We start from the raw sequence: 23,075 nt of genomic DNA, 5'->3' as shown, positions 1-23,075 counted from the left end.
CGAACAAGGCTCAGTGAGCCCATAAGCCGATCAATCCGGAGCACAGTCCTTGTGCCTCGCGACGCGTTCTTCGTCGCTCGGACTTCCCAAAATTCGTCTCCCGCAGACCCTTACAATTGGAATCCATCGGCATGGCCTCTTCGATGCTCGACAACGTCACCAGCGTGACTCTTCGTGAACTGAAAGCGAAGTCTCCGGAAGAACTGCTGGCATACGCAGAAGAACTGGAAGTCGAGAACGCCTCCTCGATGCGGACACAGGACATGCTGTTCGCCATCCTGAAAGAGCTGGCCGACAGCGAAGTCGAGATTACCGGACAGGGCGTGCTGGAAGTTCTCACGGACGGCTTTGGTTTCCTGCGCTCGCCGGAATCCAACTATCTGCCCGGCCCGGACGATATCTATGTCAGCCCGGAAGTCCTGAAAAAGGGCAACATTCGCACCGGCGATACGGTTGAAGGTCCGATCATCGCGCCTCAGGACAATGAGCGCTACTTCGCCCTCACCGACGTTTCGCGCATCAATTTCGAAGAGCCGGACAAGGCCAACAAGAAAGTCCACTTCGACAACCTCACGCCGCTCTATCCGGAAGAGCGCCTGCGTATGGAAAGCCAGGACCCGACCCGGAAAGACCGCTCCGGCCGCGTGATCGATATCGTGGCGCCGATCGGCAAAGGTCAGCGTGCCCTGATCGTCGCGCCGCCGCGCACCGGTAAGACGGTTCTGCTGCAGAACATTGCGTCGGCCATCGAAGAGAACCATCCGGAATGCTATCTGATCGTTTTGCTGATCGACGAACGACCGGAAGAAGTGACGGACATGCGCCGCACGGTGAAGGGGGAAGTCGTTGCTTCCACCTTCGACGAGCCAGCGACGCGCCACGTCCAGGTCGCAGAGATGGTGATCGAGAAAGCGAAACGCCTGGTCGAGCACAAGCGTGACGTCGTCATCCTGCTGGATTCGATCACGCGTCTCGGCCGCGCCTACAACACGACCGTCCCCTCCTCCGGCAAGGTCCTGACCGGTGGTGTCGACGCCAATGCCCTGCAGCGCCCGAAACGCTTCTTCGGCGCGGCGCGGAACGTGGAAAATGGCGGCTCGCTGACCATTGTTGCAACGGCCCTGATCGACACCGGTAGCCGGATGGACGAAGTCATCTTCGAAGAATTCAAAGGCACGGGTAACTCCGAAGTCGTGCTCGACCGGAAGATTGCCGACAAGCGGACCTTCCCGGCTATCGACATCATGAAGTCCGGCACACGGAAAGAAGAGCTGATCACACCGCAGGACCAGCTGTCGAAGATTTACATCCTGCGCCGGATCCTCGGTCCGATGGGCACCAACGATGCAATCGACTTCCTGATCGACAAGCTGCGCCAGACGAAGACGAACGACGAGTTCTTCGAAGCGATGAAGAACTAGCGGAAGGCGCGAGGCCATGAGCGAGCGCGACACAATCTGCGCCCTCGCCTCGGGCCAACCTCCAGCTGCCATCTGCATTCTACGCCTGTCAGGCGATCGCGTCTGGAAGATTGCTGGCGCGTTGCTCGAGTGCGGATTGCCGGAACCCCGCCACGCGACCCTCACGAAGTTTCGGGACGAAGACGGAAACCTCATTGACGAAGGCCTCGCCCTCTTCATGCCGGGTCCGCATTCCTACACGGGCGAAGACACGCTGGAGCTGTATCTCCATGGCGGTCCCGCTGTGATCAAACACTCACTTGAAACACTCACTAGGCAGCCGGGTGTCCGACTTGCCGAACCTGGAGAATTCACGCGCCGTGCCTTCGAGGCTGGCAAGCTGGATCTGACGGAAGCCGAAGGTGTTGCTGACATCATCGAGGCAGAGACCGAAGCGCAAAAGGCCCAGGCCCTGCGCCAGCTTACTGGTGGGCTGACAGAGACCTATGATCACTGGCGTGCCGAGCTGATGGGTGTCCTGGCGCTGATCGAAGTCATGGTTGATTTTCCGGATGAAGGCGACACGCCGGAAGACACGGTCCGGCCGATTCTGGCCAAGCTGGACCTGATCATCGCTGAGCTCGAAGAGGCGCTCGGCGACCGGGGGATCGGCGAGAAGATCCGAGATGGTTTCCGCGTTGCAATCGTCGGACCGCCCAATGCCGGCAAGTCTTCCCTGCTCAACAGGATCGCCCGGCGCGAGGCGGCCATCGTGACGGATATTGCTGGCACCACGCGGGACGTTGTTGAAGTGCGTCTTGTGCTTGGTGGACAGGTTGTCTGGCTGGCTGACACAGCCGGCCTGCGGGAAACAGCAGACGTCGTGGAGGCAGAAGGTGTTCGGCGGGCTGAGCGGGCGGCGCGCGAGGCGGACCTCCGAATTCACGTGATCGACGGCGCCAAACCCGAACCACCAGCAGGCCCCGTCGAAGAGCAGGACATTGTTGTCTTCAACAAAGCCGACCAGCGGCCAGATACGTTGGCACCAGCAGGCCCCCTGCTCGTCTCGGCAGCGACCGGTGAAGGGATTGAAAAACTGGAATCCCTGATCGGGGCCTTCATCTCCAATCGCGCTGCTTCAGTTGAGGCACCCGTCATCACGCGGGCAAGGCATCGGGAGAAGCTGAGCGCTGGTCTCGCTAGCCTGGTCCAGGCCCGGCAGCTGCTGGAAGATGATTTGGGCGCGGAGCTCGCTGCAGAAGATGTGCGCATGGCGCTTCGCCAGTTGGGTGCCGTGATCGGGACAGTCGGGGTCGAAGAAATTCTGGGCGCTGTTTTCTCGCAGTTCTGTATCGGCAAATGACCCCTAGGGTTTAGCGGCACCCGGCGTTATATAGCCCGCTCATTGTCCACAGGATGAGCAGAGCCATGACGGGACCTTCCCGCTTCGATGTCATTGTTGTTGGCGGCGGCCATGCCGGATGCGAAGCCGCATCTGCGGCGGCGCGCTATGGTGCAAAGACGGCGCTCATCACACACAAGATCTCGACCATTGGCGAAATGAGCTGCAATCCGGCAATCGGCGGGCTCGGCAAGGGCCACCTGGTTCGGGAAATTGATGCCCTCGATGGCTTGATGGGACGGCTCGCAGACAAGGCTGGCATCCAGTTTCGGATGCTGAATCGATCCAAAGGCCCAGCCGTCTGGGGACCGCGCTCCCAGATCGACCGGAAGCTCTACCGCGAGGCCATGCAGGAAGCGATCCTGAATCATGAGAACCTGACCGTCATTGAAGACGGTGCCGAAGACCTCGTTGTCGAGGATGGGCATGTCGCAGGTGTGATTGGTCTGGCAGGGGAAGAATACCGTGCGCCGAAGGTCGTGATCACGACGGGAACGTTCCTGAAGGGCGAAATCCATATCGGCGCCAAGCGGATTCCGGCCGGACGTGTCGGTGAGGCGCCCGCCATCGGCCTATCGGACAGGCTCTACAGCCTGGATCTTCCAATGGGCCGACTGAAAACCGGCACGCCTGCCCGACTGGATGGCCGCACGATTGCGTGGGACCGGTTGGAGATGCAGCCCGCCGATGAAGCGCCGGTGCCATTCTCCTACATGACCTACCGGATTGAAGTGCCTCAGATCTCTTGCGGGATTACCTGGACCACGCCGGAAACGCACGCGATCATCGAAGAGAACATGGAGCTTTCGGCTGTATATTCCGGCGCGATTGCCGGACGCGGACCACGTTATTGTCCTTCCATCGAAGACAAGGTGAACCGGTTTGCCGATCGGGATCGGCATCAGGTATTCCTGGAGCCGGAAGGTCTCGACGATCATACCGTCTATCCGAATGGCATCTCGACGTCGCTTCCGGAGGAGGTTCAGGAACGTTTCGTCCGGACGATTCCCGGATTGGAGAATGTCGAAATTCTCCAGCATGCCTATGCCATCGAATATGACTACGTCGATCCGCGGGCATTGAGCGCGTCTCTGGAGGTCAAAGCCCTGCCCGGCCTTTATCTCGCCGGACAGATCAATGGGACGACCGGGTATGAAGAAGCGGGCGCCCAGGGTTTGATGGCGGGTCTGAATGCGGCGCGCGCCGCCGATAGCAAAGAACCCATCATTCTTGACCGGGCCGAAGCGTATATTGGGGTTCTCGTCGATGATCTGATCACCCGCGGCGTGACGGAGCCGTATCGGATGTTTACGTCCCGGGCCGAATACCGCCTCGCGCTTCGAGCCGACAACGCTGATCAGCGTCTGACGGAGAAAGGCATTGACGCCGGATGTGTCGGTGAAACTCGCGCGGCGATGTTTCACGTGAAACATTTGGCGCTGTCGGAATCCCGAAAAGCGCTCCAAACCCTGTCTTTGTCCCCTGCGAAGGCCCGCGAGGCTGGGTGGAACGTTAATCAGGATGGCCGCGTCCGGACCGCCTGGGAATATCTCGGCTACAAGGACATTTCCCTCGAGACCCTCGCCAGGGTCTGGCCGGAACTTTCAGATATTGATCCGGCCATCGCGGCACAATTGGAAATCGAGGCGCTCTATTCCGGATATATCGAACGCCAGGCCGGGGACGTCGAAGCCCTTCGCCGGGATGAGGCACTCCTTATTCCGGAAACGATCGACTATTCGGCGATTGGGGGACTTTCAAATGAGGTCCGCCAGAAACTTGAAGCCATCCGTCCGGCGACGCTCGGACAGGCATCTCGTATCGAGGGTGTCACGCCGGGTGCGCTCACGGCGCTTCTTGGTCATGTCAAACGCCGCCGGAAGACGGGCTAAGTCATGGAAAGTAAGGATCGCGCGGCCTTTCTGGCCGCTGAGGATGTTTCACGTGAAACACTGGGCCGGCTCGATCGTGTCATCGACACGCTGGATGTCTGGCGGAAGAAGAGCAATTTGATCGGGCCGCGAGAATGGCCGGTGATCTGGACCCGCCACGTCGCAGATTGTTTCCAGCTTCTGGACCACCTTCCAGATGATGCGAAGGTCGTCGACCTTGGATCCGGGGCGGGATTCCCTGGTCTCATCATCGCGGCGGCGCGGCCGGAAGGCCATGTGACCATGATCGAAAGCGTCGGAAAGAAGTGCGCTTTCCTGCGTGCGGCCATTGATGCGGCAGGTCTCAGCGCCGCTGTACGGCAGGAGCGCGTGGAATCAGTCGGGGCAATCCCCGCTGATTTCGTGACCGCGCGTGCTTTCGCGCCGCTTCCAAAACTGCTCGACTATGCGGCGCCCTGGCTAAAACAGGGTGCAACAGGGCTTTTCCTCAAGGGCGAACGCTGGAAAGAAGAATTGACGGAGGCCAGTCAAACATGGAACTTCGCTTATGAGGCGATTCCAAGCCGGGTTGGTGGGTCAGGTACAATTCTGATTGTCAGGGAGCTACGAGGTGGCAGGCATTAGGCCCAGAATCTTTGCTGTCGTGAACCAAAAGGGTGGCGTCGGTAAAACCACAACTTCGATCAATCTTGGCACGGCGCTGGCCGCTGTTGGCCGTCGCGTCCTCATTGTCGACTTCGACGCGCAGGGGAATGCGTCCACCGGATTGGGGATCGAACGCACGGATCGCGCGACCACATCTTACGACATTGTCGTGGATCGGCTGCCGCTGGAACAAGCGGTTCTGTCTACCATCGTTCCACGTCTGGATATTGTTCCCGGAGATGAGAACCTTTCTGGCGTAGAGACGGAGCTGGCTGCGGATCCGCATCGCTCGTATCGTTTGCGCGAAGCGCTCCACAATTATGTGGATCGCGCTGAAGAGCAGGGTCTGCCGCGCTACGACTACATCCTCATCGACTGCCCGCCCTCACTTTCAGCGCTGACAATGAATGCCATGACCGCCGCCGATGCGTTGCTGGTTCCGCTGCAATGCGAGTTCCTCGCCCTGGAAGGCCTCAGCCAGCTGCTGCGGACTGTGGATGTCGTGCGCCAGGGACTGAACCCGAACCTTGAGATCCAGGGTGTGGTGCTGACCATGTATGACCGCCGCAACAATCTCTCGGATCAGGTGGCCGATGAGGTCCGCGCCTTCTTTGGCAACAAGGTCTACAACACGGTGATCCCGCGCAATGTGCGCCTGTCCGAAGCGCCGTCCTTCGGCAAGCCGGCATTGCTGTATGATTATCGCTGTCCGGGCAGCGAGGCGTATATCCGCCTGGCGTCCGAAGTTCTCCAGCGCGAGAAGGCGCGGGCGGCCTGATCGATATGGCGAACGAACCGAAGCAGAAACCAAGCCGCCTCGGCCGGGGCCTGTCAGCCCTGATCGGCGAGGTCGAAGCGTCCACACCGGCCAAGCCGGAACCCGGTGCGGCGCCGGCCATGAACGGCGTCAACGAGATTTCGATCAAGGATATCCGGCGGAATCCGGCCCAGCCGCGCCGGACTTTTGACGAAGCTGCCCTGCAGGAGCTTGCGGATTCAGTTCGCACGAAGGGTGTGCTGCAGGCGATCCTCGTCAGGCCCGATCCAAAAGAGGCCGGTAAGTATCAGATCATTGCCGGGGAACGCCGCTGGCGCGCAGCACGTCTCGCGGGCCTTGAAACAATTCCGGCCGTTGTGCGGAATGTCGACGAGCTGGAATTGCTGGAAGTCGGGATAATCGAAAACGTCCAGCGCGCCGACCTGAACCCCATCGAGGAAGCCGAAGCTTATGAGGCACTGATGAACCGGTTCGGCCGGACGCAGGAAAGCCTCGCCAGCAGTGTTGGCAAGAGCCGGGTGCACATCACCAACACGCTCCGTCTGCTCCAGCTGCCGGAAGCGGCACGAGCCTATGTACGTGAGGGCAAGGTCACAGCCGGCCACGCCCGTGCAGCGCTCGGCGCCAGCGATCCGGAAGCCCTGATCGAGATGGCAGCAGAGCGCGGCCTCAGCGTTCGCGAAGTCGAAGCCCTGGTCAAAGGCGCCCGGGCCGGCGGTTCGCTTGAGAGCGGGTCTTCCCGGCAGAAGGCGCCGGAAAAGGATGTCGATACCGAAGCGCTTGAAGCGGACCTGATGCGCCAGCTGGGGCTGCAGGTGGATATCCGGCATGGCAAGAATGGCGGCGAGTTGCGGATCAAGTATCGCGATCTGGAACAGCTGGACGATGTCTGCCGCAGGCTGACCCGCAAGAAGAGCTGACCTTAGCGGGCGGCTTCTGCTGCCCGCGAAAGATCATTCATCAGTACACGAACAACAGCGTCCGTGCTACCGCCTGCGCGCTTGGCCTGGGCTTCGGCATCATAGATCCGCTCCAGAACACGGGTCAGCCGCCGGACGGGCCACTTGCTTAGCCGGGCCCGATACGCCGGCCATTCGCTCTGCCATACTGGTGGGCGAAGCTTCATGTTCGGACTCGGCTGGCCTTCTTCAATCCGCGCATGCGCATCCAGCATTCGCCGCACTTCGAACTGCAGGGACCTCAGGACACTTATGCCGGCCGTGCCGGCCAGGGCCAGCTTTTCAAAAGCCGCGTTCGCCGCCGCGGGATGCCCATCGAGTGTCGCGGATATGGCTGTTGACAGGGTCTGTTCGAATTCCGTCGCACAAAGCGCGCGGATATCTGCCACGGATACAGCCCGTCCGAGGCCGCGGGCATAAAGCGACAGCTTTTCAATTTCGGAATTTGCCGCCATGCGATGGCCGGGCAGGTCACCGACAAAGAGGCGCAGCGCTTCCGGGTCGATGTCGACCCCCGCTTCTTTAAGGGCCAACTTGGCGCGCTGCTCAATATCCACCCCTTCGTCGGAGAAGAATTGAAGGCAGGCTGTCCGCTTCGCAGATTCCGCCGCACTACGGAGTTTCGATTTTTTCTGCAGGCTGCCTGCTTCGATCAGCAGGTTCGCGCTGAATCGCCCCTCGCTTTTGTCGCCCTCTTCGATGGCTTCAATCAGCAGTTTGGCTATTTTATCTCCGGCGGTGCGCACGCGAACAACGCGCGGGTCACCCAACAGGGAAACTGCCTCCAGTGCATCGAAGAGAAGGGCCGGTTCCTTCCGGATGGCGTCATCGTCGAGAAGGGTGACATCTGCGTGCGCTCCCTTTCCGGCCCAGGCGGAAATCAGTTGCTGGCCATTATCGCTGGCAAGACCCTCGTCCTCTCCGAAGGCGAGCACTGCCCAGATCCCGGGATCCGGCTTGCGGGCAAAGGAGGCAGCCTTCTTGCCCTGGAGCAGCATCAGTTCTTGGCGGCGAGTTGCAGCCGCAGGTCGTCGACGATACGGCCCGCCAAGACACGCATGATGCGATCAGTCGCATTCGTCTGGGCCGAGATGTCACCATAAGGCTGGTCAGGCACGGAGAAGCTCGTTTCAGCGTCCGAACTACCAACAACGCTGACACTCTCTCCCGAAAGTGCATAAGTTGCTTTGGCAGTGTAGGATGAACGCGATGCGGCACCGTCCGGTTTGAACTGCAGACGGGTCAGATTGTCTGACAGTTTCACTTCCAGGATGGCAGTCGTGCCCAGATTCGGCAGGCCGGCGGCAAGTTCCTGCTGGAGCGCGCGGCGCAGTATGTAACCCGACCGGCCCGGAATCTCTTTCACCGTGATATTGCCGGAGGCAAACGATGCACTGCCGCCGGGGGCGTAGACAGGCTGGAAGCCGCAGGCCGGCAGGATGAGAGCGAGCGCGATCAGGAAGCGTTTCATGCCACCACGATATTCACGATGCGGCCCGGCACGACAATGGTTTTCTTCACGGTCTTGCCTTCAATGAACGACACCACTTCGGGAAGGGCGTGCGCCACGGCTTCAACAGCTTCGTTGGATTCGCCCTTCGGAACAGTGATTTCGCCCCGGCGTTTGCCGTTGACCTGCACTGCCATGGTGACCGAATCGTCCTGGGTGAGCGCCTTGTCAGCCACAGGCCACGGCGCAGCCGACACAAAGCCGTCTTCGCCAATCCGCTTCCAGCAGGATTCTGCGAGGTGCGGCATGAATGGCGTCAGGCAGCGCGCCAACATGGAAGCGCCTTCAAAACGAGCGCCGACTGCATCTCCAGCCGACTCAGCCTTTTTCAGCACGCTGACCCATTCATGGATGCTTGCGACAGCTGAGTTGAAACGGAATTCCTCAATTGCCTTGTCGATCGCTACAACCGCTTTGTGGCTGGCCTTGCGAACGGTGAGGGATGCTGCATCCTCGGCGGGATCGGTCTTTTCAAGGTCGCCCAGTGCGTCGAACACGCTCCACAGGCGCTGTGCAAAGCGGGCAGAGCCTTCGACACCGGACTGCGTCCACTCCACATCCCGCTCAGGCGGCGAGTCTGACAGAACGAACCAGCGTGCGACGTCGGCTCCGAACTGGGCGATAATCGCATCCGGATCGACCGTGTTCTTCTTGGACTTCGACATCTTCTCGATCGGACCGGGCGTCACGAGGCCGCCGGTTGCCTTTTCGATCCAGGTATCGCCTTCCTGCTCGACTTCGGATGGCTGGAGCCATTGTCCGGAAGCAGACTTGTAGGTTTCGTGGGTCACCATGCCTTGCGTAAACAGGCCCGCAAAGGGCTCGCCGCTCGGCAGGTCCAGCTCACCGACATCGCGCATCGCACGGGAGAAGAAGCGGGAATACAGCAGGTGCAGCACTGCGTGCTCGATGCCGCCGACATACTGATCGACCGGCAGCCAGTAAGCGCGCTCTTCCAGATCGTCCGCACTCGCAAAGCGGGCATAATACCAGGAGCTGTCGACAAAGGTATCGAGCGTGTCCGTTTCGCGGCGGGCCGGCTTGCCGCAGTTCGGACAGTCCACATTCTTCCAGGTCGGGTGGCGTTCCAGCGGATTGCCCGGCTTGTCGAAGGTGACATCGTCCGGCAGCTTTACCGGCAGGTCGCTTTGCGGCACCGCGACAATGCCGCAGCTCTCGCAATGGATAACCGGGATCGGACAACCCCAATAACGCTGGCGCGAGACGCCCCAGTCTCGCAGGCGATATGTCGTAGTCGCGCGGCCGAGTCCCAGCTCTTCCAGCTTCGCGATGGCAGCCGCAATGGCTTTGTCCGTGCTGAGACCATCCAGGAATTTTGAATTGTAGATTGTGCCTGGGCCAACATAAGCCTCGTCGGTAATGGCGTGGTCTTCCGGTGCCGCATTCGGTGGCAGCACGACCGGCTGGACCGGCAGATTATATTTGCGGGCAAAATCCAGATCGCGCTGATCGCCAGCCGGAGATCCGAAAATTGCGCCCGTGCCGTAGGAAGACAGGACAAAATTTGCCGCCCAGACCGGGATCGTCCAGTCCGGATCAAACGGGTGCTGTACGCGCAGACCCAGATCGGCCCCCAGCTTGGGCGCTTTTTCGATGGCCTCTTCGGAAGTGCCGATACGGGTCGCTTCGGCGATAAACTCCTTCACGGCCGGATTGGTCTCGGCCAGCGCCTTCGTGATTGGATGATCCGGGGCGAGCGCAACGAAGCTTGCGCCGAACAGCGTGTCCGGCCGGGTCGTAAAGACCTCGATTCCATCTTCATATCCGGCGGGGGCCACACCGTCGAACAACCAGCGGAAAGTTGCCCCGGTGCTCTTGCCGATCCAGTTCGCCTGCATGGTGCGCACCTTTTCGGGCCAGCGCTCCAGCTTCTGAACTTCTTCCAGCAGGTCTTCGGCATAGTGGGTGATCTTGAAGAACCATTGCGTCAGCTCACGCTGCTCGACCAATGCGCCGGAACGCCAGCCGCGTCCGTCGATCACCTGCTCGTTTGCCAGAACTGTATTATCGATCGGATCCCAGTTCACCTTGGAGGCTTTCCGGTAGATCAGGCCCTTGTCCAGCATCTTCAGGAAGAGGGCCTGCTGGTCACCGTAATATTCGGGATCGCAGGTCGCGAATTCCCGGCTCCAGTCCAGCGACAGGCCGAGCTTCGCAAACTGGGCCTTCATCGCGGCGATGTTCTGGTACGTCCATTCGCCGGGATGAACCTTCTTTTCCATCGCAGCGTTTTCCGCCGGCATGCCGAAGGCGTCCCAGCCCATCGGATGCAAAACGTTGTACCCTTTGGCTCGCTTGTGGCGCGCGACAACGTCGCCCATGGCGTAGTTGCGCACATGGCCCATGTGCAGGCGCCCGGAGGGATATGGGAACATCTCCAGCACATAGGCTTTCGGCGCATCGCCCGCCTCTTTCGGCGACTTAGCTTTGAACAGGTCTGCTTCCGCCCAGGCTTCACGCCATTTCTGCTCCGCGGTTTGCGGATCGTATCGGGTGGCCATTGGCCTCTCCCTTGAATTTGGTCTGATCTGACCGGCTTCTAGCCGAGTTGTGAGTTCTTGAGATTCCGCGCGCGGTCAAGGATCGCGTTTTCAAGCTGCATCGCGGTTTCCGGGTCAACCGGCGCGTCAACCCATGTGCCGTCCTGATTCACTTGGCGGAACACGGCCACTTTCACACCATCAGCGCGTAGTCGCGTGTCGAGGATGTAGACAGTCGCCTTGATGCGCTCATTTTCGGAGCCCGGGAAACTCTTCCAGTCATAGACGATCAGGCCGCCGATCGGATCGGTGCTCGAAACGGGCATATTGGTGAACGTGTCGAGCGAGGCGCGCCACAGATAGGGGTTCACCGTGCCGACATTCTTCGCAGTAACCTGGGCGTCTGCGCTGAGACGCTTGCCACCGCTCTGGCATCCAACCAGTGCGAAGAGGGCAGCAGCTGCCGCGGAGAAGACATATTTGTTCATGAGGAAAGTTCCCGAGCGCAATACCTTGTAGACCGGCGTTTGTATAACAACACGAGTCTAGGCTCGCCAGTGCTCATGTGTGCAGCATCCCGAAGGAGAAATGCATGAAACACCCGATCCTTCTGGCCTTTGTTTCGATGACTGCCTGCCTGCCGGCGATGGCACAGGAAAACTGGTCTGTCTGGGAAACGGACTGGAAAGCAGAAGCCGGGCTCGTGCTGTCACCTGGTGCGGACGAGCAAGCCCTCTACCGTCTGGGACTTGGCGTCGATACCAATCGTGTCCTGGATAACGGATTGGTGCTGGGCTTCGCCCTTCAGCTGGATGCGCAGCAGGATCATCCCGCCCGGTCTGGATTCACCGGCATTGTTTCTGATCCGGCGCCCGGCGCGCCTGCAGTTGCGGGCGCCTTCAGCGGCCTGGCTCAGGCTCCCGGCCCTGAAGATGAAGGCGCCCGCGGTGAGCTACAGACAGCCTATCTTTACGCTGAGGGGGGATATGGTGAACTTCGCCTTGGGCGCGATGAGGGTGTCGCAAAGCGCTTCTCGCAAGGCGCGCCATCCTTGTTCTCGACAGTGTCATTGCACGCTCCGCGACTGGACCCCGACGGGGGCGCGATTGTGCGCGCAGACCACGACCTCACCGGTCCGGCAGCGAAAATCTCCTACACCACGCCGCGAATCGTCGGTTTCAAAGGTGGCATTTCGTATGCGCCAGATGCCAATGTCCGCGGTCTGGACCGGGATCCTGCGCGAATCCTGCCCGGCACTGCGGCCTATCCCTTGTCGGATGCCGGGGAAGCCAGTTTGAGCTTCAACCACCGCTTCCGGGAAAGTGGCGTGCGTATACGTGCGGCAACGGCCTGGAGCCGCGCGGATGTCGATGCTTCGCCCGTATCGCCTGTCACTTACGGTACGGTGGAAACTCTTTCGGTCGGCGCGAACGCGGAGTGGAAAGATACGATTGTCGGAGCCAGCTGGCAGGGCAGCGATAATGGCGTTTCGGGCCTCTCTGGTGACTACTCCGCCTGGACCGCAGGAATTACGCAATCGGCCCTCGGATTCGACTGGGGCGTCGAATATGGCCGCGCAAATGACGATGCTGCTGGCGTGGAAGGCGAATCCTGGCGGGCCGGACTCGCCCGTCCGGTGACTGAATCTGCACGGATTGCGTTCGGATACCGGTATGACCAGCTGGATTTCGCGGCAGATGCATCTTCCCGACCCCTGGGAGGGGAAGGAATTGTGATAGAAATCACACTATCGCATTAGTTTATCAGGCGTGTCCGATAATTAATCTTCTGTTTAGGAGATCGGACCCCTAATGTCTGGTGAGGAAAACGGTGCAAATTATGCGGCTTGGGCTTTTGCTCACTTGTGTGTTCTCAGCGACGGTGCTGGCATTGCCAGCGGCGGCGCAGGAGGATTCTCGCGCACCGTCAGTGGCGATAGAAGCGCCTCAGCTATCCGATACGCAGGCTGGCAATGTGGACTGGTACCGCCAGTTCGCCATCACCAAGCCTTCCGACGCCCGTCCTGTCTGGCAGGCTGAGCCTTCGGAAGATGTGTCCATGCAGTTCTCCGGCAGCGACCGCTGGGAATTCCGCATCGACAAACTTTCCCGCCCGTCCGCCAATTTGTCGCCGCTTCCGCGTCAGGAAATGCAGGCTGGAGCGACTTTCAAGATTACGCCGCGCTTCTCGGTTGGCGGTGAAGTCAGCGTCGGTGCCGACGATCTGAACGCCGTTTCGACGTGGGAAGACCGCGCGGTGGAAACCGGCCTCCGCCTGAAGTCTGCCTTCAAGTTCTAAGGCTGCGTTTTCGGGCCGAACGCGGCCTCTATTCCTTCGATTGCTGCAATACCTGCAACAGGTGCGACCTGGCTGGCCGTTTCTGCATTCATGCCGCCGAGCGCGTAGATCGGCAGCGTGGATCCATGGGCGAGGGTGCGGAATTTTATTGGGCCGAGGGGTTTGCGGGCACTTGGGCTGGCGGAGGGAAATGCCGTTGACACCAGCGCGGCATCAATTCCTGCATCCTGTAATAATCGCAGCTGTTCTGGAGAGTGGGCGCTGGCCGTCATGAGACCAAAGCGACTGCGCCAACGGCGTGCTTTGGCCCGTTCTGCAAATGGCCAGTGCACGCCCTGCGCACCGACACGCATGGCGAGTTGTGGATCATTCGCGATGAGGAGACTTACGTGCCGCTTGCGGCAGATCATAGCGAGACTAGCGGCGACCATCTCGTGCCCCGGCTGACCATAATGGCGGTAAACCAGACCATAGCATGACGATAAACGACTAGCGGTGACCACCGGATCGGGCGTCCGCGCAGGATCGGTCAGGTAGAGGATCGGCGGCAGGCCAGACGGCAGGTGCCGCCCCGCGACACGTGCGGCGGTGCGGAGCTTGCGTTCGGCGCGGTTTCGGTCTTCCTGCGTCATCGTGATGACTGATACCGACACGCTCTCCATTGCCAAGCGCCGCGAGGCGGTCCTGGCCGAACTTTCCGACGCTGCCTCCCCGCCGCCGCAGCTGGTGGCGGTGACCAAGACCCAGCCTGACGAGGCGATCGACGAGATCCTCGCCACGGGCCAGCGTGTCTTTGGCGAGAACCGGGTGCAGGAAGCCGAGGCCCGGTGGGCCGGTCGCCGGTCTGCCTATCCGGACCTGGAGCTGCACCTGATCGGGCCGCTGCAGACCAACAAGGCGGAGCTGGCCGTCCGCCTGTTCGATGTGATCGAGACGCTGGACCGGCCGAAGCTCGCCGATGCGCTGGCAAAGGCAATGGATAAAGTCGGCCGCGCCCTGCCCGTCCTGATCCAGGTAAATACGGGCGAGGAGCCGCAAAAAGCCGGGGTCATTCCCTCCGAACTGAAGCAGTTGCTACAGTACGCGCGCGACAAAGGCCTCGATGTTCAGGGCCTGATGTGCATTCCGCCGGTGGATGAACCAGCCGGGCCGCACTTCGCCCTGCTCGCGAAACTGGCGAAGGAGGCGGGCCTGCCGATCCTCTCCATGGGCATGAGTTCCGACTATGTGACGGCCGCGCACTTCGGCTCGACCCATGTGCGGGTCGGGTCAGCCCTGTTCGGTCCGCGCGATTATCCCTGACCTAGAGCCGGATCTCGATCTCTGACCCCCGCGCTGACAGGCGCAGGATTTCCAGCATGTCTTCCAGCGTCACGGCCACGCAGCCGGCTGTCGGGCCCCAGTCCGGCCGGGCAAGGTGCAGGAAAATTGCGCTGCCCAGTGGCGGAACGGGCGGATCGTCATTGTATCCGAGTTCAACAATCACGTCATAGACGTGGTCTTCCAGCCAGAGATTCTCGTGACTGGCCGCGTAGGGCAGTTTGACCCAGCGATTGTAGAGCGGGTCTTCCGGTGCATCGCACCAGCCGTCTTCCGGCGTCAGTGCCACCAGTGGCAACAGGGTTTTCGGGGCCTCCAGCCGGTCAGGCCGGTAAAAGACTCGCCGCATCGGCCAGGTGCCGGCGGGCGAATAGCCGTCGCCTTCCCGCTTTTCTTCAGCGGCCACCACACCGCTGCGGCCGACCGAGCACTTTGTCTCCCGCCCGGCGAGCAGGAAGCGTCCATCTCCAAAGGCTACGAAATCCGCGCTCACGGAAACCTCCCACTCTTGTGATCGTTCGTGCGTTACATTCTTATGGCATCGTGAAGCGATATGGATAGAAGCAGCACTCACTTGGAACAGGAGAGTCGCATGGCTGCCAAGAAAACGGTCCTTCTGGTGGATGATGATGAAGACCTGCGCGAAGCGCTGGCTGAGCAGTTCGAGCTGCACGACAGTTTCGAAACCCTTCAGGCAGCCAATGCGAACGAGGGTATCGAAGCCGCGACCAGCCAGCGCATCGACCTGGTCCTGTTGGATGTGGACATGCCGGACATGGATGGCCGCGAGGCCTGCAAGATCATGCGGCAGAAAGGCGTTCGTGCTCCGGTGATCATGCTGACGGGTCAGGATGGCGATGCTGACACGATCCTCGGTCTTGAGTCGGGTGCGAACGATTACGTGACCAAGCCATTCAAATTCTCCGTCCTTCTGGCCCGCGTCCGCGCGCACCTGCGCAGTTTCGAACAATCCGAGGACGCTACATTCAAGGTCGGCCCATATGAGTTCCGCCCGGCGATGAAGCTGTTGGTCACGGATGAAGACAAGAAGATCCGACTGACGGAAAAAGAAACCAATATCCTGAAGTATCTCTATCGCGCGGGTGGCAAGCCGGTGGCGCGGGACGAATTGCTGGCGGAAGTCTGGGGCTACAATGCCGCCGTCACAACGCACACGCTGGAAACGCACATCTATCGCCTGCGCCAGAAAGTCGAACCGGATCCGGCCCATGCCCGTCTGTTGCTGACCGATGCGGGCGGCTACCGCCTGCAGCCGTGATCATACGTGCGGTTGAGCTTTAGCCTGTCTTGATCTGCACACTGACCGGTGCGTGATCTGATGGTTTCCAGCCGCCGCGCCAGCCGAGATGGATCCTGTAGCTGTCGACCAGCGTGTCTGGCAGACCCGCGGGATTGACCCAGATGTGGTCCAGCCGGCGTCCGCGGTTCGAAGCGGCCCAGTCCTTCGCGCGATAGCTCCACCAGGTGTAGAGCTTCTGATCGTCCGGCACGGCAAGGCGGGCAATGTCGGCGAACTTTGCCATGTTGCGGGACGCTTCCAGACGCTCGGTTTCACCCGGCGTGTGGGAGACGATTTTCAGCAATTGTTTGTGCGACCAGACATCATTCTCATGCGGAGCGACGTTGAGGTCACCGACCAGCACACGCGGTGTCTTGGTTTGTTTCTTGTAGGCGGGCCCGAGTTTTTCGAGGAAGTCGAGCTTGTGGGCGAACTTCTCGTTCTTCGCAGGGTCTGGCTCATCCCCGCCAGCCGGCAGGTAGATATTGTGGATTTCGACCCCGGCGACTTTCGCGGCGATCACGCGCGAATGGCCTTCACGGCAAAGGTCCGGTGCCTCGATCCGTTCCAGCGGCAAGCGCGAGGCGATGGCCACGCCATGATGTCCGCCCTTCTGGCCGTTCAGGACGAGATGCTTCAACCCCATCTCGTTGAAGGCCTTTTCCGGGAATTCCCCGTCCTGGCACTTGGTCTCCTGGAGGCAGATCACGTCCGGATTTTCCTGCGCAACGAAGGCCTCGATGTTCGGGGCGCGCAGGCGAACCGAATTGATGTTCCAGCTGACGATCTTGAGAGGTTTAGGCATTCCGGCTGCGTAGCATTGTTCCCTGAAACGTCAACGCGCCCGAACGCGGGGAGTTCGGGCGCGCCTGACGCGGTTTCCAACGTCTCGCCGGGAGGGGAAGGCTCCGGCGGCGACGACACGGTGGTTCACAGCGGGGGGGTCGGGTGCTGCGCGGGGTTTGCCGTGTGTCGACAGTTGCAAAGATGTCACTACGGGCGAAAATTTCAAGTAAAATATGTGTTAAGTGCTTGAGTGACTCTTGGTAACGCTCGCCCCGGAAGCGGGGGCTCCCGGGGCGCGTGAAGGTGGGATCTGTTGCAACTGTTACACTATTCGTCGTCGAAATCCCTGACGATGAAGAGGCGTGGGTTGAGTTTCTTTCCGGTCACCACATCGTGCAATTCGACCTGAGTCAGGTTGCCGGCGCTGTCGATCGTGCGCCAGCCGGTCAGGTCATGATCCGGGCCGCTGAACAACAGGGTCAGTGTGCCGTCCATTTCGCCATCCGGATCGCGGAGGGTAACGGCAGTCTCATCGCCGCTTTCACTGACGTCCACGATCTCGGCTTCGGTCTCGAAATCGAGATTGTCGTCCAGCAGCAGGGCAAGTGGCGTGGAGCCAAGAGGCACGCGGTCGGTCGTCTCCAGTTCAGAGTCCTGCATCGCGACCGTCGTGCCATTGGAAACGATCAGAAGCGGGGAAGGGGCGTCATAGTCGAACCGCACCTTGCCGGGACGGGAAATCGCAAAGCTGCCCGTGCTGGTCGTGAAGTCCGGCGCGAGCTGGTCGAACCGGCCTGAGGCGGTTTTTACCTTCTCCATGGAGGTGGCGATCTCTTTCAGCAGCGCGGTGCGCTGGGCGGCGGTCATGCCGGCCGGTGCCGCGGTGATCTTTGTCGGGGCCGCTTCGGGGGTTGCCTGACGCGCCAGCGCGAGGGGCGTGCCGGCGAGCGCGGCAGCAGCAACCAGGGCAGCGAGTTTGGTCTTCATCGAACGGGTCTCCTTTTCGTGACCTTGCGCTTACACTTAATCGCCTGAACCCTGCCTAAACAGGGCGGGATAAAGGTATTTCGGCCGCTTTTCGTTGGCCGCCATTCAGCTTCAGCCAGTGTGCGGCGCAAGACCGGACCGCAGATGAACACGCAGGTGTGTCGGTGGTTCCGCTTGCGAAGTCAGGCGCGAGCGCCCATCTTCCGGCCAGACTTTGAAGGAATACAAGCCATGGCCGATGCCGCAGCCCTGCATACCAAAGACACCACCGACCAGGAGTTCATGACCGATGTGGTCGAGGCGTCGAACACCCAGCCCGTGATCGTCGATTTCTGGGCGCCTTGGTGCGGCCCCTGCCGCCAGCTCGGCCCGGTGATCGAGAAAGTGGTCGAAAGCCACAATGGCGCAGTAAAACTGGTGAAGATCAATATCGACGAAAACCCGGCCTATGCCGGTCAGCTCGGCGTGCGCTCCATCCCGGCGGTGTATGCCTTCGATAAGGGCCGCCCGGTCGATGCGTTCATGGGCGCGTTGCCGGAAGGCCAGGTGCGCAGCTTCATCGAAAAGCTCGTCTCCGGGACGGATTCCGCCAAGGAAATCGCCGATGCGCTTGCTCAGGCAGAAGCTGCAAGCCAGGCTGGTGACATCGCCACGGCCGCGCAGATCTACGCCGCGATTATCCAGCATGATCCGCAGAATGTCGCCGCGATTGCAGGCCTTGCGCGCTGCTACCTTGCCAATGGCGACAAGGAACGCGCCGCCGAAACGCTGGACATGGTGCCGGAAGACCAGAAGCACGACACCGCCGTCAAAGGCGTGCGCATGGCGATCGACATGATGGAAGACGCTCCGGCTGCCGACGAATTCGACGAACTGCTGAACGCCGTCATGGCCGCGCCGGAGGACCACGCCAAGCGGTTCGAACTGGCCGAGAAATACGCGGCGGCCCAGCGCTACGGCGATGCAGTCGATCACCTGCTGATCATTCTCGGGTCCAAGATGGACTGGGAAGAGGGTAAGGCGAAGGAAAAGCTGCTTCAGATTTTCGAAGCCGCCGGCGCGACCGATCCGGTAACAGTCGAAGGACGCCGCCGTCTCGCATCCCTGATGTTTGCCTGAGGCAGCCACCTCCCGCATAATGCCATGATGCGAGGGGCAACGGCGTCCCGGAGGCAGAATGAGCAGCACGACCTATCACTCGGTGGAGCAGTTACCGGACACATTGACCGTGTTCCCGCTGCCGGGTGTCGTGCTGTTTCCCCACTGGCATCTGCCGCTCAACATCTTTGAGCCGCGCTATCTCAACATGATCGACGATGCGATGGCCGGTAACCGGCTGATCGGCATGATCCAGAGCGTTGGTGGTGACCGCCAGAAACCGGATCTGATTGGTGTCGGCTGTGCCGGGCGCATCACGTCTTATTCCGAAACGGATGACGGACGCTACCTGATCACTTTGGCCGGCATTGCCCGCTTTCGCGTGCTGGAAGAGCTGGATGTGATCACGCCCTACCGGCAGGTGCGCCCGAACTGGGCACCTTATGCGAATGACCTGAAGCCGGATTCTCTTGTCGGTTTGCCGGCCCGCGAAGACCTGGTCGCCGCGCTGCGCAAATATGTCAGCAGCCACGACATGAAGGCGGATTGGGATGCGGTTGAGGTGGCTCCGGTCGATGCGCTGGTTCAGGCACTGGCCGCCGGCAGCCCGTTTTCGGTGATGGAGAAGCAGGCCCTGCTGGAAGCGCCCACACTGAAAGACCGGGCCGATATGCTGATCACCATCCTGACAATGGATTCCGCTGGTCCGGATGACGGAACCCTGCAATAGGACGCCCATGACCGACGACACACCCAGCACCGGACGGCCCCATTCGGGCGTCGATCCGAGACTCCTTGAAATCCTCATCTGTCCGCTGACGCGCCAGCCGCTCCGCTACAATGCGGAAACCGATGAACTGGTCTCACCCAAGGCGCGGCTGGCTTATCCGATCCGCGGCGGTATCCCGATCATGCTGCCGGAAGAAGCGCGCGACCTGGATTTGGAAGAGGGTGGAGCATGAGCAGCATGGCCTGGCCCGTGAAGCTCGTCTTCCGAAAGTCCGAAGGCGAACTTTACGCCGAATTCGATGACGGAAAATCCGGCTCCGTTGGCTACAAGCGGTTGAGAGAACAGTCTCCGTCAGCCGCTGTACGCGGCCATGGCGGCGGGCCGCCCCCACCGCAGGCGCCCGTGCCGGACGATATCAGTGTGCTGCGCGCCGACCCGGTCGGCCGTTACGCCCTGCGCATCGTCTTCTCGGACGGGCACGACAGCGGGCTCTACAATTGGGACCTAATCCGGCAGCTCACCGTCGGCGATGAGGCCGTTACTGCATAAGACTCGGCAGGTGGGACTGATCAGCGCTCGCCTGACGCGCCATTGCCCGGCGGAGCGGGCCAATCTTGTTGGCCGCCGTCAGCGCGAGGCCCCGCAGAGGCTTCAGCACGGCATTGTCGTTTGAAAAGGCCCTGTCGATCACGTCCATGAACAGGGCAACGCTCGTCATGTCGAAGCGGCGCCATTGCTGGTAGCGTTCCAGGGCAGGGGCGGCGCCGTGGTCGAGGCCCACTTCGCGCGACTCCACCATAATATCGATCAGCGCGGCGACATCCTTGAAGCCGAGGTTCAGGCCTTGCCCGGCCAGCGGGTTGATCCGGTGCGCCGCATCGCCCAGCAGGGCCACACGCGGCCCGGTCATTGCCCGGGCGAGGCGCATCTTCAGCGGATAGGAGATGACAGGTCCGTCGATCGTCATATGGCCAGCAAAATCCCCGAACCGGGCGTTCAGTTCCGCTTCGATGTCCTCAACCGGCATTTTTGCCAGCGCTTCGGCGGCGCCGCGCTTCATGTACCAGGCCAGATTGGCCCGGTTGCCCGGCATCGGCAGGGTCGCAAACGGGCCTTCCGGCATGAACAGCTGGCGGGCGATCCCTTCATGCGGGCGGTCCAGTTTCACATTCGCGGCGAAGACGGATTTGCCGTAATCATGGTCCTCCGTCCCGATGCCGAGGGCATCGCGAACCGAGGAATTCACCCCGTCGCAGGCGGCAACCAGACGAGTGCGGATCCGGGTGCCGTCTTCCAGCACAACCGTCGCCGGACCGGGTCCTTCTTCCAGTCCCTTGAACCGGGCGTCGTTAAGGATAACGAGACCCTGATCAGTGCCTGCAATCTGACCAGCAACCTCGTCCAGGGCCTTCTGAAGGTCGGCTGACGGGACCATTTGTCCTAGGGGTTGGCCGTCATCATCCTCGGGAAGATCCTCATTTCCGAAGATCACGCCGGGGGCGCCGAAGACATGGCTGCCGCCGTCGGTAGCTTCCAGTCCATTCAGGGGCTCTGTGCACCCTTCCAGCAGGGGATGAACCCCGGTGGCGCCGAGCATCCGCCAGCTGCCGCGAACTATAGCAAATGTACGTGTATCCGTTGCTGGCGCTGCAGAAGGCTCCCGCGCATCAATCAGGATAGTTGAGAAGCCGCGTTGCACGGCCAGAACCGCCAGAGAGGTGCCAACCGGTCCGGCCCCGACAATAACGAGGTCCACAGGTTCGTTGGAGGCGAGGGATGGTTTCGACATGATGACTAGCTACGCCTGTCTTAATCCCCCGTCTAGCGGTGGTAACGAGTTGGGCGTTTCGCCGCAACACTGCACAAGTTTTGACCACTCGTCTTGAGAATGGCCCTCAGAGCAGAAGCGCCAAGCGACTTTCTCGGGCACCCGAAATCATATCGGTGATGGGAGAGCGCGGGGGGTCCCGAGCTCCGAAACCTGCGACATGGAGGGGCCGAATGGGCCAGTTACTGAAAAGAATGACGCGCGGGGTAGCCTTGCTGCCCGTAGTCGCGTTCACGGGGGCGCTCGCATACGCACAGGAGGCAGATCTGGAAGCGCGGCTGGCCGCACTGGAAGAGTCCGTCAACGGCAGCGCAAGCGCCTACGTCGACAACTCCTACCTGTTCCTGATCGGCGGCCTGATCGTTATGTTCATGGCTGCTGGCTTCATGTGCCTTGAAGTCGGCCTGGTGCGTTCGAAGAACGCCGCCATGCAGTCGATGAAGAACGTGGTTCTCTACGCAGTCTCAGGCCTGATGTTCTGGTTCGTCGGCTACAACATGGCCTATCCGAGCGACACGATCGCCGGCCTGGTCGGCATTCCTTCGTTCATCTGGAGCGGCGGTGACCTCGAAGCGATGAGCGATGCGGGATACGCTCCGGCTTCCGACTGGTACTTCCAGATGGTGTTCGTTGCGACGGCAGCCTCGATCGTTTCCGGTACGGTTGCTGAGCGCGTGAAGCTCTGGCCGTTCCTGATCTTTACGGCCGTGTTGACCTCTTTCATCTATCCGATCGTTGTGTCCTGGGAGTGGGGCGGCGGCTACCTCGACTCCGAGTGGGCCTTCTCCGACTTCGCCGGTTCGACGCTGGTGCACTCGACGGGCGGCTGGGCTGCTCTGGTTGGCGCGCTGATCATCGGCCCGCGGACAGGCAAGTATTTCGGCAAGCAGGTGAACCCGATGCCGGGTTCCAACATCCCGCTCGCCGGTCTTGGTACCTTCATCCTGTGGTTCGGCTGGTTCGGCTTTAACGGTGCATCGCAGCTCGCTGCCGGCACGGTGACGGACATCAACTCGGTCGCCCAGATCTTCGCCAACACCAATATGGGTGCTGTCGGCGGAACGCTGTTCGCCATGATCACCACCGCTGTCCTGTACAAGGGCAAGGTCGATGCAACCATGGTCTTCAACGGCGCCCTTGGTGGTCTGGTGTCCATCACGGCTGAACCGCTGGCACCTTCCATGGGTGCTTCGGTCCTGATCGGCGGCGTGGGCGGTGTCCTGGCTGTCCTGACCGTTCCGGTGCTCGACAAGTTCAAGATCGATGACGTCGTCGGCGCCATCCCGGTCCACCTTGTCTGCGGTATCTGGGGCACGATCATCGTTGCAGCTTCCTACGGCAACAACATCATGCCGAACGAAGCCGGTGACCCGAGCTATGTCGGCCAGCTGGTTGGTGTGGTCCTGACGGGTGTGTTCGTCTCGATCGCTTCCCTGATCGTCTGGATGGCCCTCAAGGTCACGATTGGCGTCCGCGCCAGCGAGGAAGAGGAAATGGCCGGTATGGACGTCTCCGAAGTTGGTCTCGAAGCCTATCCGGACTTCACCAACGCCTAAGGTTGCGGCTCTCCGAAACGAAGACCCCCGGCAGGAAACTGCCGGGGGTTTTTCTTTGGAGGAGGGGCAGGCAGGCAATCGCCGG

General features: G+C 61.0%; 24 protein-coding genes. 15 read left to right on the top strand and 9 right to left on the bottom strand.

The window, feature by feature from the left end:
• Window positions 1–131: 131 nt before the first annotated feature.
• The 6 genes from rho (at window position 132) to R3C98_RS03900 (ending at window position 7,037) form a co-directional block, all read left to right on the top strand.
• On the top strand, window positions 132–1,421 hold the full coding sequence (gene rho, locus R3C98_RS03925; protein WP_321439451.1) for a transcription termination factor Rho: 1,290 nt from the start codon (window positions 132–134) through the stop codon (window positions 1,419–1,421).
• A gap of 16 nt (window positions 1,422–1,437) precedes the next feature.
• Complete coding sequence (mnmE, locus tag R3C98_RS03920) at window positions 1,438–2,763, top strand: tRNA uridine-5-carboxymethylaminomethyl(34) synthesis GTPase MnmE (RefSeq protein WP_371312811.1); 1,326 nt, start codon at window positions 1,438–1,440, stop codon at window positions 2,761–2,763.
• 65 nt (window positions 2,764–2,828) lie between these two features.
• Window positions 2,829–4,694, top strand: coding sequence for a tRNA uridine-5-carboxymethylaminomethyl(34) synthesis enzyme MnmG (gene mnmG, locus R3C98_RS03915; protein WP_371312810.1), 1,866 nt, complete (start codon window positions 2,829–2,831; stop codon window positions 4,692–4,694).
• A gap of 3 nt (window positions 4,695–4,697) precedes the next feature.
• Window positions 4,698–5,318: a 16S rRNA (guanine(527)-N(7))-methyltransferase RsmG gene (rsmG, locus tag R3C98_RS03910; protein ID WP_371312809.1), complete on the top strand. Its 621-nt coding sequence runs from the start codon at window positions 4,698–4,700 to the stop codon at window positions 5,316–5,318.
• Window positions 5,314–6,117, top strand: coding sequence for a ParA family protein (locus R3C98_RS03905; RefSeq protein WP_034767098.1), 804 nt, complete (start codon window positions 5,314–5,316; stop codon window positions 6,115–6,117). Before rsmG ends, R3C98_RS03905 begins: the two co-directional genes overlap by 5 nt.
• A gap of 5 nt (window positions 6,118–6,122) precedes the next feature.
• Window positions 6,123–7,037, top strand: a complete 915-nt coding sequence (locus R3C98_RS03900) for a ParB/RepB/Spo0J family partition protein (RefSeq protein ID WP_371312808.1) — start codon at window positions 6,123–6,125, stop codon at window positions 7,035–7,037.
• A 2-nt stretch (window positions 7,038–7,039) separates the two neighbouring features.
• Here the strand turns inward: R3C98_RS03900 and holA are convergent, their stop codons facing one another.
• From holA to R3C98_RS03880, 4 genes are read right to left on the bottom strand one after another with little or no spacing between them, the layout of a single operon-like run.
• On the bottom strand, window positions 7,040–8,074 hold the full coding sequence (holA, locus tag R3C98_RS03895) for a DNA polymerase III subunit delta (protein WP_371312807.1): 1,035 nt from the start codon (window positions 8,072–8,074) through the stop codon (window positions 7,040–7,042).
• Window positions 8,074–8,547, bottom strand: coding sequence for an LPS assembly lipoprotein LptE (gene lptE / locus R3C98_RS03890; RefSeq protein ID WP_371312806.1), 474 nt, complete (start codon window positions 8,545–8,547; stop codon window positions 8,074–8,076). Before lptE ends, holA begins: the two co-directional genes overlap by 1 nt.
• The gene (gene leuS, locus R3C98_RS03885) at window positions 8,544–11,108 is read right to left on the bottom strand and encodes a leucine--tRNA ligase (protein WP_371312805.1); all 2,565 of its coding nucleotides are present in this window, start codon (window positions 11,106–11,108) and stop codon (window positions 8,544–8,546) included. Before leuS ends, lptE begins: the two co-directional genes overlap by 4 nt.
• A 38-nt stretch (window positions 11,109–11,146) precedes the next feature.
• On the bottom strand, window positions 11,147–11,575 hold the full coding sequence (locus R3C98_RS03880) for a DUF3576 domain-containing protein (RefSeq protein ID WP_371312804.1): 429 nt from the start codon (window positions 11,573–11,575) through the stop codon (window positions 11,147–11,149).
• Window positions 11,576–11,679: 104 nt separating this feature from the next.
• On the opposite strand from R3C98_RS03880, the gene R3C98_RS03875 reads away from it, so the two are divergent.
• Complete coding sequence (locus tag R3C98_RS03875) at window positions 11,680–12,846, top strand: porin (protein ID WP_371312803.1); 1,167 nt, start codon at window positions 11,680–11,682, stop codon at window positions 12,844–12,846.
• 80 nt (window positions 12,847–12,926) lie between these two features.
• A complete protein-coding gene (locus tag R3C98_RS03870; RefSeq protein ID WP_371312802.1) occupies window positions 12,927–13,385 on the top strand; it encodes an NtrZ family periplasmic regulatory protein in 459 nt (152 codons plus the stop codon).
• Here R3C98_RS03870 and R3C98_RS03865 read toward each other — a convergent pair.
• Window positions 13,382–14,038, bottom strand: coding sequence for a thiamine phosphate synthase (locus tag R3C98_RS03865; RefSeq protein ID WP_371312801.1), 657 nt, complete (start codon window positions 14,036–14,038; stop codon window positions 13,382–13,384). The genes R3C98_RS03870 and R3C98_RS03865 overlap by 4 nt on opposite strands.
• Here R3C98_RS03865 and R3C98_RS03860 point away from each other — a divergent pair.
• Window positions 14,022–14,687, top strand: a complete 666-nt coding sequence (locus tag R3C98_RS03860) for a YggS family pyridoxal phosphate-dependent enzyme (RefSeq protein WP_371312800.1) — start codon at window positions 14,022–14,024, stop codon at window positions 14,685–14,687. The two genes, R3C98_RS03865 and R3C98_RS03860, sit on opposite strands and share 17 nt — an antisense overlap.
• Before the next feature lies 1 nt (window position 14,688).
• Here R3C98_RS03860 and R3C98_RS03855 read toward each other — a convergent pair whose 3' ends face one another.
• Entirely contained in the window at window positions 14,689–15,198 is a 510-nt protein-coding gene (locus tag R3C98_RS03855; RefSeq protein ID WP_371312799.1) for a L,D-transpeptidase, read from the bottom strand.
• Between the two features lie 99 nt (window positions 15,199–15,297).
• Between R3C98_RS03855 and R3C98_RS03850 the strand changes: the two genes are divergently transcribed.
• Window positions 15,298–15,984: a response regulator transcription factor gene (locus R3C98_RS03850; RefSeq protein WP_034766915.1), complete on the top strand. Its 687-nt coding sequence runs from the start codon at window positions 15,298–15,300 to the stop codon at window positions 15,982–15,984.
• Window positions 15,985–16,003: 19 nt separating this feature from the next.
• On the opposite strand, the gene R3C98_RS03845 is transcribed toward R3C98_RS03850, so the two are convergent.
• Entirely contained in the window at window positions 16,004–16,810 is an 807-nt protein-coding gene (locus tag R3C98_RS03845) for an exodeoxyribonuclease III (RefSeq protein WP_371312798.1), read from the bottom strand.
• A gap of 308 nt (window positions 16,811–17,118) precedes the next feature.
• Entirely contained in the window at window positions 17,119–17,778 is a 660-nt protein-coding gene (locus R3C98_RS03840; RefSeq protein ID WP_371312797.1) for an outer membrane lipoprotein carrier protein LolA, read from the bottom strand.
• Between the two features lie 231 nt (window positions 17,779–18,009).
• On the opposite strand from R3C98_RS03840, the gene trxA reads away from it, so the two are divergent.
• From trxA to R3C98_RS03820, 4 genes are read left to right on the top strand one after another with little or no spacing between them, the layout of a single operon-like run.
• Window positions 18,010–18,897, top strand: coding sequence for a thioredoxin (trxA, locus tag R3C98_RS03835; protein ID WP_371312796.1), 888 nt, complete (start codon window positions 18,010–18,012; stop codon window positions 18,895–18,897).
• Window positions 18,898–18,955: 58 nt separating this feature from the next.
• Window positions 18,956–19,606 carry an LON peptidase substrate-binding domain-containing protein gene (locus R3C98_RS03830; RefSeq protein WP_371312795.1) on the top strand — a complete coding sequence of 217 codons (651 nt, stop codon included), beginning with the start codon at window positions 18,956–18,958 and terminating at the stop codon, window positions 19,604–19,606.
• A gap of 7 nt (window positions 19,607–19,613) precedes the next feature.
• Window positions 19,614–19,838: a Trm112 family protein gene (locus R3C98_RS03825; RefSeq protein WP_371312794.1), complete on the top strand. Its 225-nt coding sequence runs from the start codon at window positions 19,614–19,616 to the stop codon at window positions 19,836–19,838.
• A complete protein-coding gene (locus tag R3C98_RS03820; protein WP_371312793.1) occupies window positions 19,835–20,155 on the top strand; it encodes a gamma-butyrobetaine hydroxylase-like domain-containing protein in 321 nt (106 codons plus the stop codon). Before R3C98_RS03825 ends, R3C98_RS03820 begins: the two co-directional genes overlap by 4 nt.
• Here R3C98_RS03820 and R3C98_RS03815 read toward each other — a convergent pair.
• Window positions 20,145–21,395 (bottom strand): FAD-dependent monooxygenase, encoded by a 1,251-nt coding sequence (locus R3C98_RS03815; protein ID WP_371312792.1) that lies wholly within the window; start codon window positions 21,393–21,395, stop codon window positions 20,145–20,147. The two genes, R3C98_RS03820 and R3C98_RS03815, sit on opposite strands and share 11 nt — an antisense overlap.
• A 212-nt stretch (window positions 21,396–21,607) precedes the next feature.
• Between R3C98_RS03815 and amt the strand changes: the two genes are divergently transcribed.
• Complete coding sequence (gene amt, locus R3C98_RS03810; protein ID WP_371312791.1) at window positions 21,608–22,990, top strand: ammonium transporter; 1,383 nt, start codon at window positions 21,608–21,610, stop codon at window positions 22,988–22,990.
• The last annotated feature ends 85 nt before the right edge of the window (window positions 22,991–23,075 follow it).

Source organism: Hyphomonas sp. (assembly GCF_041398465.1).
GTDB lineage: Bacteria > Pseudomonadota > Alphaproteobacteria > Caulobacterales > Hyphomonadaceae > Hyphomonas.
Note: the sequence above shows the minus strand (reverse complement) of the source record. Positions and strands in the feature narration are given on the sequence as shown.